19 protein-coding genes are annotated in these 16617 nt (G+C 51.3%); 13 read left to right on the top strand and 6 right to left on the bottom strand.

Annotated features, from left to right (window positions below; genetic code table 11):
• Positions 1 to 231: 231 nt before the first annotated feature.
• On the bottom strand, positions 232 to 810 hold the full coding sequence (locus ACQYWX_RS15775; RefSeq protein WP_431685465.1) for an NAD(P)H-dependent oxidoreductase: 579 nt from the start codon (positions 808 to 810) through the stop codon (positions 232 to 234).
• Between the two features lie 73 nt (positions 811 to 883).
• A complete protein-coding gene (locus ACQYWX_RS15770; protein WP_216739994.1) occupies positions 884 to 1243 on the bottom strand; it encodes a MerR family transcriptional regulator in 360 nt (119 codons plus the stop codon).
• 166 nt (positions 1244 to 1409) lie between these two features.
• Here ACQYWX_RS15770 and ACQYWX_RS15765 point away from each other — a divergent pair, with 166 nt between their 5' ends.
• From ACQYWX_RS15765 to ACQYWX_RS15755, 3 genes are all read left to right on the top strand, one after another.
• A complete protein-coding gene (locus ACQYWX_RS15765; RefSeq protein ID WP_253938707.1) occupies positions 1410 to 1805 on the top strand; it encodes an acyl-CoA thioesterase in 396 nt (131 codons plus the stop codon).
• A gap of 241 nt (positions 1806 to 2046) precedes the next feature.
• A complete protein-coding gene (locus tag ACQYWX_RS15760) occupies positions 2047 to 4041 on the top strand; it encodes a galactose oxidase-like domain-containing protein (RefSeq protein ID WP_431685464.1) in 1995 nt (664 codons plus the stop codon).
• 180 nt (positions 4042 to 4221) lie between these two features.
• Positions 4222 to 5115 (top strand): substrate-binding periplasmic protein, encoded by an 894-nt coding sequence (locus ACQYWX_RS15755; RefSeq protein WP_431685463.1) that lies wholly within the window; start codon positions 4222 to 4224, stop codon positions 5113 to 5115.
• Positions 5116 to 5225: 110 nt separating this feature from the next.
• Here ACQYWX_RS15755 and ACQYWX_RS15750 read toward each other — a convergent pair whose 3' ends face one another.
• A complete protein-coding gene (locus tag ACQYWX_RS15750; RefSeq protein WP_216739990.1) occupies positions 5226 to 5633 on the bottom strand; it encodes a GFA family protein in 408 nt (135 codons plus the stop codon).
• A 311-nt stretch (positions 5634 to 5944) separates the two neighbouring features.
• Between ACQYWX_RS15750 and ACQYWX_RS15745 the strand changes: the two genes are divergently transcribed.
• From ACQYWX_RS15745 to ACQYWX_RS15730, 4 genes are all read left to right on the top strand, one after another.
• A complete protein-coding gene (locus ACQYWX_RS15745) occupies positions 5945 to 6877 on the top strand; it encodes an alpha/beta hydrolase (protein WP_431685462.1) in 933 nt (310 codons plus the stop codon).
• 62 nt (positions 6878 to 6939) lie between these two features.
• On the top strand, positions 6940 to 8112 hold the full coding sequence (locus tag ACQYWX_RS15740) for a serine hydrolase domain-containing protein (RefSeq protein ID WP_431685461.1): 1173 nt from the start codon (positions 6940 to 6942) through the stop codon (positions 8110 to 8112).
• Positions 8113 to 8222: 110 nt separating this feature from the next.
• Complete coding sequence (locus tag ACQYWX_RS15735) at positions 8223 to 8837, top strand: hypothetical protein (RefSeq protein WP_431685460.1); 615 nt, start codon at positions 8223 to 8225, stop codon at positions 8835 to 8837.
• Between the two features lie 61 nt (positions 8838 to 8898).
• Positions 8899 to 9384, top strand: a complete 486-nt coding sequence (locus ACQYWX_RS15730; RefSeq protein ID WP_431685459.1) for a DUF2004 domain-containing protein — start codon at positions 8899 to 8901, stop codon at positions 9382 to 9384.
• 57 nt (positions 9385 to 9441) lie between these two features.
• Here ACQYWX_RS15730 and ACQYWX_RS15725 read toward each other — a convergent pair whose 3' ends face one another.
• Positions 9442 to 10059: a TetR/AcrR family transcriptional regulator gene (locus tag ACQYWX_RS15725; RefSeq protein WP_431685458.1), complete on the bottom strand. Its 618-nt coding sequence runs from the start codon at positions 10057 to 10059 to the stop codon at positions 9442 to 9444.
• Positions 10060 to 10128: 69 nt separating this feature from the next.
• Here ACQYWX_RS15725 and ACQYWX_RS15720 point away from each other — a divergent pair, with 69 nt between their 5' ends.
• The 3 genes from ACQYWX_RS15720 (at position 10129) to ACQYWX_RS15710 (ending at position 12077) form a co-directional block, all read left to right on the top strand.
• On the top strand, positions 10129 to 10584 hold the full coding sequence (locus ACQYWX_RS15720; protein WP_431685457.1) for a nuclear transport factor 2 family protein: 456 nt from the start codon (positions 10129 to 10131) through the stop codon (positions 10582 to 10584).
• The gene (locus ACQYWX_RS15715; protein WP_431685456.1) at positions 10581 to 11429 is read left to right on the top strand and encodes an ergot alkaloid biosynthesis protein; all 849 of its coding nucleotides are present in this window, start codon (positions 10581 to 10583) and stop codon (positions 11427 to 11429) included. Before ACQYWX_RS15720 ends, ACQYWX_RS15715 begins: the two co-directional genes overlap by 4 nt.
• A 162-nt stretch (positions 11430 to 11591) precedes the next feature.
• Positions 11592 to 12077: a VOC family protein gene (locus tag ACQYWX_RS15710; RefSeq protein ID WP_431685455.1), complete on the top strand. Its 486-nt coding sequence runs from the start codon at positions 11592 to 11594 to the stop codon at positions 12075 to 12077.
• Positions 12078 to 12193: 116 nt separating this feature from the next.
• On the opposite strand, the gene ACQYWX_RS15705 is transcribed toward ACQYWX_RS15710, so the two are convergent.
• Positions 12194 to 13120 carry an alpha/beta fold hydrolase gene (locus ACQYWX_RS15705; RefSeq protein ID WP_431685454.1) on the bottom strand — a complete coding sequence of 309 codons (927 nt, stop codon included), beginning with the start codon at positions 13118 to 13120 and terminating at the stop codon, positions 12194 to 12196.
• A gap of 117 nt (positions 13121 to 13237) precedes the next feature.
• Here ACQYWX_RS15705 and ACQYWX_RS15700 point away from each other — a divergent pair, with 117 nt between their 5' ends.
• A complete protein-coding gene (locus ACQYWX_RS15700) occupies positions 13238 to 13621 on the top strand; it encodes a winged helix-turn-helix transcriptional regulator (RefSeq protein ID WP_216740536.1) in 384 nt (127 codons plus the stop codon).
• 32 nt (positions 13622 to 13653) lie between these two features.
• Here ACQYWX_RS15700 and ACQYWX_RS15695 read toward each other — a convergent pair whose 3' ends face one another.
• Complete coding sequence (locus ACQYWX_RS15695; protein WP_431685453.1) at positions 13654 to 14565, bottom strand: LysR substrate-binding domain-containing protein; 912 nt, start codon at positions 14563 to 14565, stop codon at positions 13654 to 13656.
• 128 nt (positions 14566 to 14693) lie between these two features.
• Between ACQYWX_RS15695 and ACQYWX_RS15690 the strand changes: the two genes are divergently transcribed.
• Together ACQYWX_RS15690 and ACQYWX_RS15685 are read left to right on the top strand one after the other, a co-directional pair.
• Positions 14694 to 15371, top strand: a complete 678-nt coding sequence (locus ACQYWX_RS15690) for a type 1 glutamine amidotransferase domain-containing protein (RefSeq protein WP_431685452.1) — start codon at positions 14694 to 14696, stop codon at positions 15369 to 15371.
• A 98-nt stretch (positions 15372 to 15469) separates the two neighbouring features.
• Complete coding sequence (locus ACQYWX_RS15685; RefSeq protein ID WP_431685451.1) at positions 15470 to 16522, top strand: NAD-dependent epimerase/dehydratase family protein; 1053 nt, start codon at positions 15470 to 15472, stop codon at positions 16520 to 16522.
• Positions 16523 to 16617: the final 95 nt, after the last annotated feature.

Here is a 16617-nt window from a genome sequence, read left to right as displayed (position 1 = left end):
ACGATTATGATGGGCTGTCGGTAAGCGAGAATCTGGCGCGAGACGAGGAGCGATTCGCCTGATTGACGGGATTGTCGCCGTCAGACTTGCAATGACTTTTGTAAGGCTTACAAGAACGCATCCAATCAATATCCAAATAACAAGCTCAACAAAGCGGAATTCATCCATTTTGTGTCGCAACAGGGTGCGTCTTTTTGAGCAGTAAGGCTTACGTAATACGCTGAATAAACCTCAGCTCCCCGCCGCCGCCAGCTGTAATGTCTGCTCCAGCCAGCGGCGGCGGATGTCGTGAGTGGATTTGACGATCGGTCCGAATTCGCTGATTTTCACTGGTTTGACGCCGCAGAATTCCAACACGGTTTTCTTCATCATCTTATGACTGGGCGCGCCATAAACAAGCTTGTAGTACCAGGGCGGCGTATCCATCGTGACCAGCAGGCGTGCGGTTTTGCCCGCCAGTAGTTGCTGAGGAAAGGAGGCGCCTTTTTCAAACCGGAATGCGAAGCCCGGCAACAGAATGCGGTCCAGCACGCCTTTCATCAATGCCGGGACCGACCCCCACCAAACCGGATAGGCGAATACCAGATGATCCGCATCCAGAACCTGCTCCTGCAGTCGCAATAAGTCCGGTTCCAGCGGCATGATGGCGTCATATCCCGCCGCCAGATTGAGATCGAACTCCAACTCCCGCAGATTCACCTGCGTGACGGGAAAACCCGCCTCATCAGCCGCCGCCGCGTAATGCTGAGATAAAGCGCAAGCGAAGCCGTCGTTTTTAGGGCTGCCATTGAGCACCAGTATTTTCTTCATCTACTACCTCCAAACACTTAATCAGATATCCGTTTGATGGCGCAGATGCTAAACCCTGTCCTTAGGGGCAGAGTCAACAACGACAGGATGAGTTTTGCAGATCTTCCTGAAGCTGCCTGAGGCGCTTGTCCAGACTTTGCATCGCCTGCATTTCTTCGTGTAGCGTTTGCCGTTTCATCTTGACCATGGCTATCGCCGCATCGAAGGGAAAGCCGTCGGATACATTAATGCCTGCAACCAGCTTTTTCAGTTCCGACAATTTAAATCCGAGAGCCTGGGCCTGCTTGATCAGCGTGACCGCTTCCACATCGTCGTCAGAGTAGACGCGGTATTTCTCTCTGCGCTGGGGCTCAGGCAACAGTCCCAACGTTTCATAGTGGCGAATGGCCTTCGGCGTGGTTCCTGTCAATTTCGCCAACTTGCCGATATACATGTCCAGCGGTCTCCTGAAATCTTCGTGATAGCGAGTATTCTATGCTTGTTCGGCATAGAGATGAGGCCGAAAGTTCAGGATTTCGAGTAGGGGACGCGTGACCAAGGTTGGCGCGGCGAAAAATTAACGGAAAAGAAATGATTAGCGAGTGAACGCGATGAGTTTTATGACAAAGCGGACAATCCTGTTTGGCGACTGTGACCCGGCCGGGATTGTCTATACGCCCCGTATCTCGTATTTCGTGATAGAGGCGGTGCACGAATTCCTGTCCCATAAACTCGGCGCGCCGGGAATCCGCGAGATATTGGACATGGGGATTCTGCCGCCGGCGCGGGCGCTTTCCATTGAGTTTCTGGCGCCCATGGCCTGGGATGACGTCATCGACATTAGCGTCAGCTGCAAAGAACTGACCACGACCTCATTCAGCTTTCTGGTTGAAGCCCGCAACCATGCCGATGAAATCAGCTTTCGCGCGACTTTAACCCAGGTCGCCATATCTCCCGAAAGCAAAAGACCTGTGCCGCTTCCGCAACGTCTGCGGGAAGCCTTGAGCGCGACTTAGGTTCAGCGCGTAAATTCTGCAGATTGTCTGGCGCACTGGCTGTGAATGGCGTGCAAAGCCATCGCATAAACAGAGCGGTCAGGGTCGCTTCGTTTATTCGACTTTTCAAAATAATCGATTAACTTAATCGAAATAATTGAACCATTTCTCCAGACGCCCTTCTAACAGGTGCTCATGTTAGTCAATAAAAACAACAAGCTGCATGAGAAACCTAAGAAGTTAATTATTTGGAGATGTACACGTGAAAATACGTGAAATAATTGTAGGTACGGGCATAGCTGTGACCTCCCAGATGGCGTTTGCTGACATACCGGCCGGCTTGTTTAACCTTGCCGGCAAGGACAGCGGACTGTGCTTTCAAAGCAACGCAACGATGGGATTGGTGCAGTTGGCCTGCTCAGCGGACTCCCTGTTATGGAACGCTCGTCAGAATCCTGATGGGAGTTACCAACTGACTACTACGGTAGAGAACCGGGAGTACTGCATTAACGTGCCGGGCGTCGCCGGAGCGGACGTCAAGCTGGGCGATTGCCAGACCGCAAGACCGCTGAATATCGCGCCTTTAAGGGACGGTTACCGGATAACTCAGGCGGGGACGGAGCTTTGCCTGAATATCGCAGGCAATCGATTCACTGACGGGGCGAAACTGATGCAGTTCGGCTGCACGACCGGGGACAACGAAAAGTTCGACCTCAAACCGGCCGCGAAAACAGTGGTTGGTGAATGGAGCGACACTTTCGAGCTGGGCCTGGTGGCGATTGCCTCGGCGATTCTGCCCAACGGGCAGCTGGTGTTCTGGTCGGGGTCCACGCCGATCAGTTTTCATGGCGATGACGTCACCTACACCGGCACGTTCAACCCTAAAGGCGGAGAACTTTCTCAGTATTTGGTGAAAGATACCTACGAGATGTTCTGCCCGGCCACGGTCATGGATCGGGATGGCTCCCTGCTGATTATGGGCGGCGGAGGCGACCAGTCCAAACGTAAATATGTGGTGACCTACAACTCAGACACCAACAAATGGAACCGGGAAAACGATCTGGTGAAAGCGCGTTGGTATAACAGCGCCGTTATCCTGGGCGACGGCTCTGTCTTCACAACCGGTGGCGACGGGGACGGTTCTATCAACCCAAATTCTTTCTTTGAAAATATGAAGGGAGAAATCTGGAATCCAGACACTCGCAGTTTCAGGTATTTGAGCAATACCAGGGATATTGGTTACGAGAAGATATCCACTGTGATTGATATCGACGGCAGACAAAACAGTGATTACGGCCTGGCCCGTGGGCAGTATTACCGTAAACTCGCCGTTATGCATGACGGTAGCATTCTGGAGTACGCGCCCTACAAGAACTTCGTGCGTCACACTGTCGAAGGCGAGGGCAGCTCCACGCTGACCGGCCTGGGACGTGAGGATGGACCGAAGTACATTCAGGGCGCCACCAATGTTCAGTACAGCGCGGATAAGCTGCTGTTAATGGGCGGAAACGCCCGGTTCGGTGTTGAAGACTATAAAGACGATCAGGCGGAAATTAATGTCAGTGAGTCACTGTATTCCGTCTACGAGATCGACCTGAAAACCGGTGAGTCCGTGCGTAAGGAAAACATGCACCATCCCAGGTACTACGCCAACTCGGTGGTGATGCCGGATGGCGGCGTTTTCACGGTGGGCGGTTCCCGGGACAGCCACTTGTTCGATACCAGCGAAGCGGTGTATACGCCGGAAATATACGATCCAGTCAACGATGAATGGACGGAGGTCGCTCAGCATCAGGACCCCAGGGACTACCACTCTACCGCAGTGCTGCTTCCTGACGGCAGAATCTGGGTCGCTGGCGGCGGCGCGTGTGGCGCAGGTTGTAAATTCAACTACACCACAGCGGAAATCTACAGCCCTCCGTACCTGTTCAAAGGTGATCGTCCTGAAATTTCCCTGGTCGACAATGGGCCGACGGGATATAACGGCGAAATCGGCTATAACAAGGCTTTCGACATTAGCTCTAAACAAACCATCAGCTCTGTTGCGCTGATCCGTTTGTCTGCGGTCACCCACTCTTCCAATACCGATCAACGACGCATCGAATTGGAACTGGACGCCATGGGCAATAACTATTACCGACTGACTACGCCGTTGAACTCCAATATTGCGCCTCCAGGCTACTATATGTTGTTTGCGCTCAATGAGAACGGCGTGCCTTCGGAAGCCAAAATGGTGAAGTTGGACAATTCACTATAGGGGACTCCATAGGAGTATTTAACCCACATTTTATTCATTGAAAAATGAAACAAAGGCCAGTCTCATGCTGGCCTTTTTCCGTAATACTTTAATACTTTATTTATATAGAGGCTTCTCAGCATGTCTGAGAGTTGAATTGCTACACTTGAGCTAAAGACAGCGTCCAGATAGGTTTCAGATATGAAGTTGCTGGCGGTTTTTCTCTTTGTTCTTCTGACATTCAGGGCTCATGGCTCTGAGGCCATCAGGGTTGTGGTTCCCGCCTCACAGTCCATTCACGACACCCGCTACACCGACTTAATGGAACTGTTAACCGTTGCGCTGGATAAAACCACCGCAAGATTTGGCGCCTATAGCTTGTCGGAAGCGCCCTTTGTGATGTCGGAGGCGCGCTATATTGTGGAACTGAGGCGTAAAGACTCCGTTGTGAATGTTATCTGGAGCTCCACCAGCAAAGACAAAGAGGCGGATTTTATCCCCATCCGCATCCCCTTGCGAAAGGGATTGCTTGGCTATCGTATCAGTCTTATCGCCAAGGACTCGCAGTCGAAATTTGATAACCTGAAGACGCTTGATGACCTGCGCGGTTTAACCGTTGGTCAGGGATTGGGGTGGGGGGATGTGGCGCTGTATGAGAAAAACGGCTTCCATGTCATAACCGCCAGCAGCTACGACGGGCTTTTTAAAATGCTAGTGCAGCGGCGCTTTGATCACTTTCCACGAGGCATTAATGAGGTTTTCCCCGAATATAAAACGCGGCGTGACGACCTGCCGCATTTGGCGATAGAACAGCAGACTCTGATTTATTACCCCTGGCCCTATTACTTTTTTGTTTCCAGGTACGCGCCGGAGCTTGCCCAGCGCATCGAAGTCGGATTAACTCTGATGATCGCCGACAAATCGTTTGACGAAATATTCTTCAAACATCATGGCAAAGCGATTAAGGACGCCAGATTGACTGAGCGGAGGACCTTCCTGTTAGATAATCCGTTTTTGCCAACGGAAACCCCATTGGAAAATAAAGCGCTTTGGTATGACCCTTTAGGCTTGATGTCGCATTACCAGCACAATTAATGAACTGTCGGCGAACTTCTTTTCATATATATACATTGAGCGCCCGCATAATAGCCATTGGTTTTCGGATAGACAGTGGCTTGCGGGCGGCGTAAATAACTTTTCAGTGTTTATGGTTGCGTATCAAAAACCAAAACGCCTTCCGGTATTTGAAACCAGTCTTGTTTTTCACTGACCCAGACGTGAATGGTCGGGTTAATAATGCTGGTGTCAGAGAGGGTGGATGGTTTCAGCATTATATGCGAGGGATTGCTCGGGTTGTAATGGTATATATGATTGGCGCATACCGCACAGAACTTGGCTGAGCTGGTGTTTCCACTGGCCGCGACTCGGCTCCACTCGTTCATTTCACCACGAATATCAAGGGCGTCTGACTCAATCATGGCAGTGAGGCTGAACGCGCTGGTCGACAGCTTTTGGCATTGCTTGCAGTGACAGGCCGCTATCGCAATAGGCGGCTTGGATAGCGTGTAGGTAACCTGTCCGCATTGACAGGAACCATTAATTGGATATTCCATTGGCGAGAACCTCTATATCTTATTTTGTTATCACAATGACACAGGACTTTATCATAACATTATTTCGAAATGGCTCTACCTATTGGTTGCAGTTTTTTTAAATGTTTAATTTGATTTAAATTCAGTCGAGAAATGCCTGCGCATAGTATTTTGAAAGTTGATAGATGCTGTTCTTGTGTATCAGTTTGTACAAGTGCAAAAAAGTATTAATAAAGACAGGTTGTATATTTGTTTTTAATAGCTCCGAACTCTCTAATGAAAGCCCCTTAAAACCCTGCGTAATAGTGCGCAGGCTTATGTCAGGAGCGATTATGTTAAATGATAAGACGCAGGCGGCGCTTGATGGATGGACAAACGCGGCGGGGCCCATTGGCGATAAATTACTGGGGGTGTCGGAAGCAAGCTGGGCGGAAGTGCGTAGCCACTATATGAACGCCTTGAACAAGCTCTTCCCCGTCACGGAAAAGGTCGACATAGAGCCGGTGAACATGGGGGGCGTTGCGGGAATAGTTGTTACGCCTGAAAAGGTGTTGGATAACCGCACACTCTTGTACATACACGGAGGCGGCTATGTTCATGGCGGAATAAAGGGATACGAGGGACTTGCCGCGAGATACGCCACCTGGCTGGGCGCCAGAGTGTATGTGCCGGATTATCGGCAGGCCCCGGAACATGTGTTTCCTACCCCCGTTAACGACGTATTTACCGCATACAGATATCTACTGGAATCTGGCGTCGCTCCTCAATCACTGGCGCTTTCCGGCGACTCCGCCGGCGGCGCCATGGTCATTACCACGATGATCAAGGCGCGCAATGCCGGGTTGCCGCAACCCGTCGCAGGCGCGGCGCTTTCACCCTGGGCCAACCTGACCCACAGCGGCGCATCAGCGCAAGATCGGGATGGCCTGGACCCGCTGGTGACGGTAGCGATGTTAAAGCGACTTGCACGTACGTTTTTGGGTGACGCGCTGGCGACAGATCCAGACGCCTCACCGGTATTCGCCGATGTTCGCGGAATCGCGCCGACACTGATTCAAATTGGTGAAAACGAAGTGATGTTAAGCGACGCCATCCGTCTGGCGTCACATCTGGGAGAAAACCGGGTGCGGGTCAATCTGGAAGTCTGGCCCGGTATGTTCCATGTGTGGCATCTCTTTTCAGGATTCATGCCTGAAGCCGCGCAGGCATTAATGAATGCCGTGAACTTTCTGGATCATGAGCTGACTCAGGCAAAGAGCCGCTAGTTGCTCAAATGCACGACCACCGTACGACGGCTGATATGACAACTTATATAAGGGAACTATCCATGATTTTAATTAGACGTTCTTTGCTCAAAATGGGAATAGCAGGCCTGATCGCTCCACAAATCGCCTTCGCGAAATCGACTCAAGACGCTTCGCGTTCTTTCGATGCGTGGCGGGAGAAATTTGAATCAAGCATTCAACCGCGCATGCATGCCGCTCATGTGGCGGGAACTTCCGTGGCGATCATGTCCAGAGACCGCGGCACGCTTTATTCCTCGTCCTTTGGTTACGCCGATATCGGCAAGGGGCGCAAGCTCACTGTCGACACGCCCATGCATCTGGCGTCAATCAGCAAGTTATTCACCGCCACCGCGCTGGTGCAATTATTTGAGCGTGAAAGGCTAGATCTGGACTGTGATGTGAACGAGTACATCGACTTTGCAGTCAGAAACCCACATCGTCCACATGATCCCATCACGCCGCGTCACCTCCTCACGCACACGTCCAGCATTTCCGATGAAGGGCATGGCGATCCTTCCTACGAGGGCGATCCCAGACAAAGTCTGGACAGTTTTCTGAAAAATTATCTGGTGAAAGGTGGGGACGCTTACACGCCTGAAGGGTCTTATAGCCGGGCGCGGCCGGGACAAAAGTGGGATTACTGCAATGTGGCGATGGCGCTGGCGGGATATGTGATCGAGTGCGTCAGCGGCCAGCCCTTTGCTTCATACGTGGAAAGAAACGTGCTTGAACCTCTTGGAATCTGGAACGCCCATTGGTATCTGCGACAGTTCGACCCTGACATACTCGCCAAACCTTATGATTATCAGAACGGCGACCTGGTTGAATTGCCGCAACAAGGCTATCCGGATGTGCCCGCCGGCATGCTGCGCTGTTCGGTGGCGGATCTTAGTAAAGCCGTGCGCGCCATGATCGGCGGCGAAAACAGCAGAGACATCCTGTCGTCAAGAGCTCCCAGGAAAATGCTGCGGCGACAGGTAAAATCCACGGTTTATCCCTATCAAGGCCTTGGCTGGATCTTGGAAGGCGTCAATGAACGCCAATTCGTAGGACACAGCGGCCGAGACCTGGGCGCCGCCAATATCCTGATTCTGACCGAAGACCTGAGCCACGGCGTCTTTGTTCTGATCAACTCGGAACTCGATGAAGACGGCGAAGCATTTCGCAGTGCACTGGTGGAGGAGCTGTTGGTGGGGGCGTCACTGGCGGTTTGATCTGGTCGCGAACGACGCAACCGTAGGCGAAGGGACCGATAAATCACTTTGCAGATCAGGCTGTAGCGCTTACTATTTTTTCCCCAATAGTGATTAGCGAGACAGCTCCAATGAGTGATGCATTTATTATCGCCGGTAAGTTACACCTGTCTGAATCCGAGTATGAGGCGTGGTTGGCCTCGCCCGCCGTAGGCGTCGACTCTGTATCGGACTGGGATGCGATGTATCGCAATTGGTATTGGAGTGACAAGACGCCCCGGATCGACTGGGAGCCTGCTTCTGGGACCACGGAACAGGCTCTGTCTAATGTGCTTAAACTGGCCATGGGCGGTCCTTACTTTGTCCTGTTGAAATACGAGGCTGATGCAGAAGCATTTCGCTTTTTTGTAATGTCGGTGATGGGACCGGATGAACGCTTAGCGGAAAAACTAATGGCGCTGCTAAGATCCTCCTCTGCGTTTAAAACCGTTAATACGCCGGATGTGGTTCTATACTGGCCCGAACTGAGCGGAGTAATCGACTTTGAAGGCATGCTGTCAGTGGCCCTGGTGAACCCCCAGACAAGCCAGTTCGCCGACATGACGCAGCTCAAGGCAGCGGGGCTTGATGAGAAGAAAATTACCGCCAACTACAAAGACCTCGAATCCTGGTATGGCGACTTCATCAGTAACAACCAGGCTGATCGCTGGCAGTCGCCGGAGTTTGTGGATGCTCGGTTTTTGTGAGGAATAGTTTATAACTCTTTCTCTCCATGGAAATGTATTGTTATCTAAGGAATTGATGCTGATGGGAATTGATATTTTCGGACAAATTGACCCAAACAACCTTGAGAAATACTACGAGGGAACGGTTGTTATTAATGGCGTAGAAGTAGAGGTTGATCTCAACTTAGAGTCCGACGAATTGGAAAAAGGTGATTTTGAAGTCATCTCGACGTTTGTAGATTCTCTGGAGAGCTATGCAGACCGTGCTTTTGCAGCCATATCAAATGATTTTGACCAAGGAGAAGAGTCAGAGGCGGCGAGATTTTATCTACAACATCATCTTGATGCATTTTCAGAAGAAGAGACTAAAGCTGTTTTTGGCGGCACGCCGATTAATAAAGAGTCTTTCATGAAGGCGCTATCGCTTCATAGGATCGGCCTGTATCCAGAGGACGAAGAAGCTTTCGCAGTCTTTGATGTCCAGTTTTCAGCAGACATCACTCACTATTTGCTGGCGGTCGTTTTTAACTTAGCAGGTCAGGTGACTTATATTTCCGTTGAAAGTTGAAATAAATACCGTTGAGTTATTTGGCGGCACATCAAAGCGCCGCGATGTTGCTTGTACTCAAGAAGGTCCCAACGCTTTCATCATTACATCGGACAGCCTTTCCAAGTAAGCGTTATCGGCCTTCTGTCGAGTAATAATCATGCGCCAGTAGATGAGTGCGCCAAACATGTCCGCCGCGATATCAAAATCAGTATCCGCAGATAGCTCATTGCGAGCGCTGGCGCGTTTCAGTATTTCCTTGGCTCGCGCTCTCCGTTGCACCTGCAACTCTGATCGGATGGCGGCGGCGAGTTCTGGCGTTCGCGGCATCTCTGCGTGAAGGTCTGGAAGTATGCGAGAGACAATAGAGTGCCTCAGAAGCCGCCGTAAACTCTTTAAAAGCGCCAGGATATCACCGCGCAAGTTACCCGTGTCTGGTGCTACCGCCAGGCTGGTTCCTACACGGGTAAGTACATCATTCACCATCGCCAGTTTCGATGGCCAGCGCCGATAGATTGCAGCCTTGCCCACTCCTGCTTGCTTCGCCACCGCTTCCATGGTCAGGGCCGCATAGCCTGTTTTCGCCCACACCTGGAATAGAGCACGTTCAATCGCCTGAGTAACTGCCTCCTGCTTCACTGCCGCCCCGGAAGGGCGGCGGCGGTTTTTATTTTCGTCGACACGGTTGCGTTCCATTGAATATCTCTAGTAAGGTTTTGTCGATGATACGATACCGTTCCAACGATGAGCAAGGAGTTACAGATAATGGTTGATCACCCCGCAGGTTTCGCTCGCTTCTCAGATATGCTCAAACATTCTCTCGGTTCGCTTGTGGACCAGACCGCAGAGGATTTTGTGGCGATGATGGCCCCTGACGGCGTTATGGAGTTCCCCTATGCGCCGCCCGACAGCGTGCGAGAAATAAAGGGACGTATGGCGCTTTCCTCATACTTATCCAGGCTGGGTGATATTCTTGCCGTCGACAGACTGAGCGAGCCCCAGATACATCACACATTGACTCCAAATGTGGTGATTCTGGAGTTCGAATGTGCAGGACGCGCACTCAAGACCCAGCGTCCTTACTATCAACGATATATCTCCGTGATTACAGTTCGCGATGGGATGATTGAACGCTATGTTGATTACTGGAATCCTCTTGTGGCGCTCGACGCGTTGGGGAACCTCGCACCTCTGCAAGGCGAAGTGGAGAACAAGCTATGAGGACAGTGCTTTTAACTGGAGGTACGGGAAAGACCGGTAGACGCATTGCTTCCAGACTGGCCTCCGCCGATGTCAGAGTTAGATTGGCGGCGCGTTCTATAACCGTTGTAGAGTCTTGCGATAGCACATTGTTTGATTGGAGCGACGCCAGCACTTTTGAGGCGGCGCTTTCCCAAGTCGATGCAGTCTACCTGCTCGCCCCCTCAAATGTCAGTGAGCCTTTGGAAGCGATGCGCCTCTTTATCGACCTTGCGATTAAGAACGGCGTGCGTCGTTTCGTGTTACTTAGCGCATCGTCATTGCCTAGGGGCGGCCCAATGCTTGGAGCCGTCCATCAATATCTGGCGGAAAACGCACCGGAATGGGCAGTATTACGTCCTTCCTGGTTTATGCAGAACTTTTCCGAGCAACAACATCTACTGACAATCAGGGACGAAGGGGCGATATATTCAGCAACAGGAAACGGCCGCATACCTTTTATAGATGCGGGAGATATCGCATCAGTAGCCGCTGCAGCGCTAACTCAACGGGAGCCGATGAATAGAGACTTAATTCTGACGGGACCTCAGCTCATGACCTACACTGATGCAGCGAGAATAATTTCCACAGCTATTGGTCGTCCTGTCAAACATGTGATGTTGACGGAGCGGCAGTTGAAGGAAAGATATGAACGTATAGGGATGACGCCTGAATACGCCAGTCTTCTATCCTCACTGGATACCGCTATAGCGGGAGGCGCTGAAGAACGCCTTACTTGCGAAGTTGAAGACGTTACTGATCGCCCGCCAAGAACATTTAGTGATTTTGCAGTAGAAAGTAAGTTGAGCTGGGAGAGGGCGGATTGATTATCTTCAATAGACATAGTCACAACGCCACTGGCGTCGTGACTTAGCTGCATTGTCTCCCGCATAAATTATTTACGCACGACTGTCGAATTGGGATGTCGCTGAACGACTACTCTGTGATTGCAACAAAGGGTTTTCGCCCAACAAATAAGGAGAGCAGAGATGACCAACCTCATTACCTGTCTGTGGTTTGACCACGGTGAAGCCAGCAAGGCGGCTGAGTTCTATGCCGCCACTTTTCCCGACAGTCATGTCGGCCGAGTCAACATGGCCCCTGGTGATTTTCCCGGCGGTCGGGAAGGGACAGAGTTAACCGTCGAGTTCACGGTGCTTGGGCGACAGTTTGTTGGTCTGAACGGCGGTCCGGTGTTCACTCCCAATGAATCCGTCAGCTTCATGGTCGTGACGGAGAATCAGGAAGAAACGGATCGCTATTGGAATGCCATACTTGAAAATGGCGGCGCGGAAAGCGCCTGCGGCTGGTGCAAAGACCGTTGGGGGTATTCATGGCAAATCACGCCGAGACGACTGCTTGATCTGACCACAAGCTCCAACCCGATCGAGGCCAAGCGCGCGTTCGAAGCGATGATGACTATGAAGAAGATCGATATCGCCACACTCGACGCGGCAGTGGCGGATATCTCCTGAGCGCCCGATGAGACTCCGCCAACCTGATGGAAAGGCACGGCGGAGTCTCGGCAACGCAGACACAAATAGTCGACACAAATAAAAGAGAAGGAATGGGAAATAAAGGAGTAGGGGGATCAAGCTTTCCCCCGTATCCCCTTGTATTCACCCAGACACCAGTTCGTTAGGGTTTTTAAATACTCTTCTCCCGCATCTTCAGATGAAAAGTGGGAGGCGTTTTCAAAGATGACGAGTTTGCTCAAGGGGATGTGCGATGCAAGATAGTCGGCGTTGCTGACGTCAACGAACGGGTCGAGTTTTCCCCAGGTAACCAAAGTAGGAACCGCAATGCTCCGCAGGCGTTCCTGAATCCAGGGAAGATCCTGAGCGTAGACGCCAAAGAAGCTCATGGCGCAACGATGACTCTGCAGGTCATGGGTTATCTGGTAATACTCTCGAATTGCATTTTTTGTTGGCCGATAGCGCTTGTAGCCTTCTTTCACTGCGACCATAAAGTTAGTCTTCATAACCGCCTTTCTATTTAGCCCTTTCGCAAGCCATCTGACGAAACCTGATTTGATGACCGCCGTCAAAATGGGGGACATCTTGGGCGGATAACTGCCAGGGCCGTCAAAAATATTAATACTCTCGAAGCGCTCAGGATGACCAATAACGGCCGCAAGCGTAGTGGGTACACCCACATCGGGGCCAATCAGGTGCGCTTTCTGAATGCCAAAGTGGTCCATTATGTCGATGACGGCTTGCCCCAGTTTTCTCGGCGACATATCGCTCTCTTCCGCTTTGGTAAGCCCGAATCCAGGAATGTCGAAGGCAAGCAGGTCAAAGTCATGGGAGAGCCTTTCCCAAAAACTCTCCCAGATGCGGATGCTTTGAGGCAAGCCGTTAAGCAGCACCAACGTTGGGGCATTCTCTTTAACGTGACGTACATACCGAACGTTAAACTTGCCGACAGCTACGTATTTGGGGGTAAAAAAATCGATTCCAGATTCTGCGCGGCGTGTTGCATATTCATTTAGCGCGAGATTAAGTAGAGATTGAGTCATAAAATTGTCTTCAATTAGGTTACTAATGTGTACTAACATACAGAAAAGAATTTTGGACAACAATTAGGCACTAAAATCTGCCCTAGTTACCTTTTGATAACCTGTGAGTGAAGAGCAATGAGCACCAAGACCAAAAACGGCAAGCGAGTTTTTCTGCAAAATGAAGACTGTCCGATTCGAAATGTGGTCAGTCAGGTAGGGGATAAATGGTCGATGCTGATCTTATTCAGCCTCGTTGAAGGGCCTGATCGCTTCAATTCGCTGAAAACCAGAATCGAAGGTATTTCTCAGCGCATGCTGACGCAAACCTTGAGAGATCTGGAGCGGGATGGATACGTTAACCGCACGGTTTACCCGGAAGTCCCGGTAAAGGTGGAGTATGAACTGACTCCGCTGGGAGAAGGCCTGGCCAAGTCACTCTGGAAACTGGTTTCATGGGCCAACACACACCATGATGAAATACGCAGCGCTCGGCGGGAGTATGATCGGGATAATGGTTAGATTTTGCAGCCGCGTTCCACATAAAGCGGAAATCACAGATCTGTCGAATTCTGAGTCAAATGTTCAAACAGAAAATCCACCGCCAGTTTAACTTTGGGTATCTGATATCTGGCATGTAAGTACATCAGGTAGAGGCTTGCCTCAGTTCCACGACGCACCGATATGGGCCGATTCAGATCGATAGGAATGAGCTCGCCTCGATTGACGTACCTCTCAAGTCCCCATTCAGGCAGCAATACAAGACCTCGATGCTGGCAGGCCATCGCCACCAGCGTGGCGCCATCGTTACTGATCATGAGTGGTGAAATTGGCAGTTCATACCAGCCGTCAGCGTCCTGGCCGTACCATTTCAGAACGGAACTTGGTCCACGGTAGAGCAGGGCGGGGTGATCCTGCAGATCCTCCAGTGTACGAGGCGTTCCATTTCTTTTTAAATACTCTGGAGACGCGGCAAGAAGATAATTGTGACTGTGGATTTTGCGAGCGACCACCCGCTCTTGAGTTAAAAGACTGCTACGAATGGCGATATCAATACTATCGCGCCCCATTTCCACCACGGCGTCACTGAAATGCAGGTCCAGAAGAATATCTGGATAACGTTCATTGAAAGCGATAACGGCAGGCAGCAGCAACTGGCTAAAGCTTGGCATGGCGCTAATACGTAATGTGCCGCTTGGCGTTCTGCTGTGCAGACTGACCATTTCCTCGGCGTCATCAAGCTGAGCCACTCCCTTGCGCACTTTTTCAACATAAATCAAGCCAATCTCCGTCAGCCGCACAGTACGGGTTGTGCGGTGAAGCAACTCCACTCCCAAATCCGCTTCCAGGTCAGCGATGCGGCGGGAAATGGAAGACGCGGGTACGCCGAATGACTTCGCCGCCCGTGAAAAACTCAGGGTATCCGCTACCTTGAGCAGGTACTGCATGGCTCTTAGCTTGTCCATCGCATGTTCTCATACTGTGATTATTGTCATTAAGACAAAAGTCATTTCAGCATTCAACCTGTTCTGCGGCAGATGGGTTTGACCTAGGATGGTTAGAAACCCTCATGAACTCAAACAGAGAGATAATTATGAAAATTTTATTAGTGTTGACCTCACATGACCGGCTTGGAGAGACAGGCCACAAGACGGGATTCTGGCTGGAGGAGTTCGCGGCTCCTTATTATGCGTTTAAGGATGCTGGCGCCAGGATAACTCTGGCGTCTCCAGCCGGCGGTCAACCGCCCATCGATCCCAAAAGCGATGAGCCAGGCGCCCAAACCGCTGCGACGGAACGCTTTCATCAAGACCAGGAAGCCCAGCAACTGCTGGCGGCGACCGTCCCTCTGGCGTCTGTCGACAGCGCAGACTTTGACGCTGTTTTCTATCCGGGCGGACATGGTCCTCTTTGGGATCTGGCTAATGATGCAAACTCCATTTCTCTCATCGAAACATTTGCTCAAGCTGGCAAGCCAGTCGGGCTGGTTTGTCATGCCCCAGGCGCGCTGATCAAAGTACGCGACGAAAAAGGAAATCCTTTGATCGCCGGCCGTAAAGTCACAGGCTTCTCTAACAGTGAAGAGGACGCCGTAGGATTAACTTCTGTCGTACCGTTCTTGATTGAAGACGAGTTCCAACGCCTGGGAGGCCATTATGAGAAAGGCGCGGACTGGCAGTCTCACGTTGTCACCGACGGCCTCCTGGTCACCGGACAAAACCCCGCCAGCTCTGAAGGCACAGCCAAGGCTTTAATGGCTTTATTGAAGTGACGCAGTGAAGTAGTGGAAGGATGAAGGAATGAATGGATGAAAAGCGCCAGATCGGGTGAGGGAGCTTCATAGCCAGGTATCAAGCAGGTAAAACCAAGATGAAGGTAGGTGTAATTGGCGCAACAGGCATGCTAGGTCACCATACAGCCGCCGCGTTGCGCGCTAGAGGACATGAAGTCGTTGTCATTCACCGCAAAGACTCAGATCTCAGCAAGATCGAAGATCTGCATTTTGAGGCGAGAGTCGGCGATCTTCGCGATGTAGAGACCCTGGCGGGCGCCATGCACGGGCTCGATGCGGTGATTAATTGCGCCGGCTATTATCCTACAACGCCAAAGCCCTGGCGGCGGGATGTGGAATTGGCCTTGGCTCAGGAAAAGGTGTTTTATCAGGCCTGCAAAGTTTCCAGGGTGAAAAGGATCGTTTATGTGGGAGGCTCCATCGCCCTGCCAAAGAATCCCACAGGCGAACCTGCTGGCGAAGACCAGAGTTACCCCGGCCAACCGCAAAATAAAAACGCCTATGTACAGGCGAAATGGGCGATGGATGATTTGGCGCTACAAATGGCGGCGGAAGGACTGCCGATTTATATCGCCATTCCGTCAATGACCTTCGGCGAGTATGACTATGGACCCAGCACCGGACAGTTTCTGCTCGGGATTGTCAATCAGACGCTGCCTGCCTATGTGGAGGGAAATCGCAATTGCATCTACGCGGGCGATGCGGGTTTGGGCATCGCCCTGGTATGCGAAAAAGGCAGGGTCGGGGAGCGCTATCTATTGACCAATGAAAACATCGCCATGTCGAATCTGGCTTCGAAAGTCGTGGATATCGGTAATTCATTGTTCTTCAGCGTAAACCCGCAAGACAGAAAAATTACCAGACCTAAAATCATCCCGTTAACGGTGGTGAAGGCTTTGGCGAAAATTCAGAGGCTTAGATACCGCTACTTTAATGGGGCCACGCCAAAAATTACGGATACCGCAATCGCAGTCATGTCATCCGGACAGTTTTTATCAGGAGACAAGGCGAAGAGAGAACTCGGCTTTGAAGCATCCGTCTCACTGGATGACGCCGTGAAGCGGACGCTCTTATGGTTTAAGTCGATTGGCTATATCAACGCCTCTCATGGTGAACGCGGGTCTACGTAGAAAACGATTTAGGGAGCAACTCTCACAACAGCCCAAGGCCACCAACTTAAATGTTACGAATTTAGGGGGGGCGACTGAGATTCCGCCAGATATAA

Source organism: Hahella sp. NBU794, assembly GCF_050749805.1.
In the GTDB taxonomy this organism is placed as follows: domain Bacteria; phylum Pseudomonadota; class Gammaproteobacteria; order Pseudomonadales; family Oleiphilaceae; genus Hahella.
This window is presented reverse-complemented; position numbering and strand designations above follow the sequence as displayed.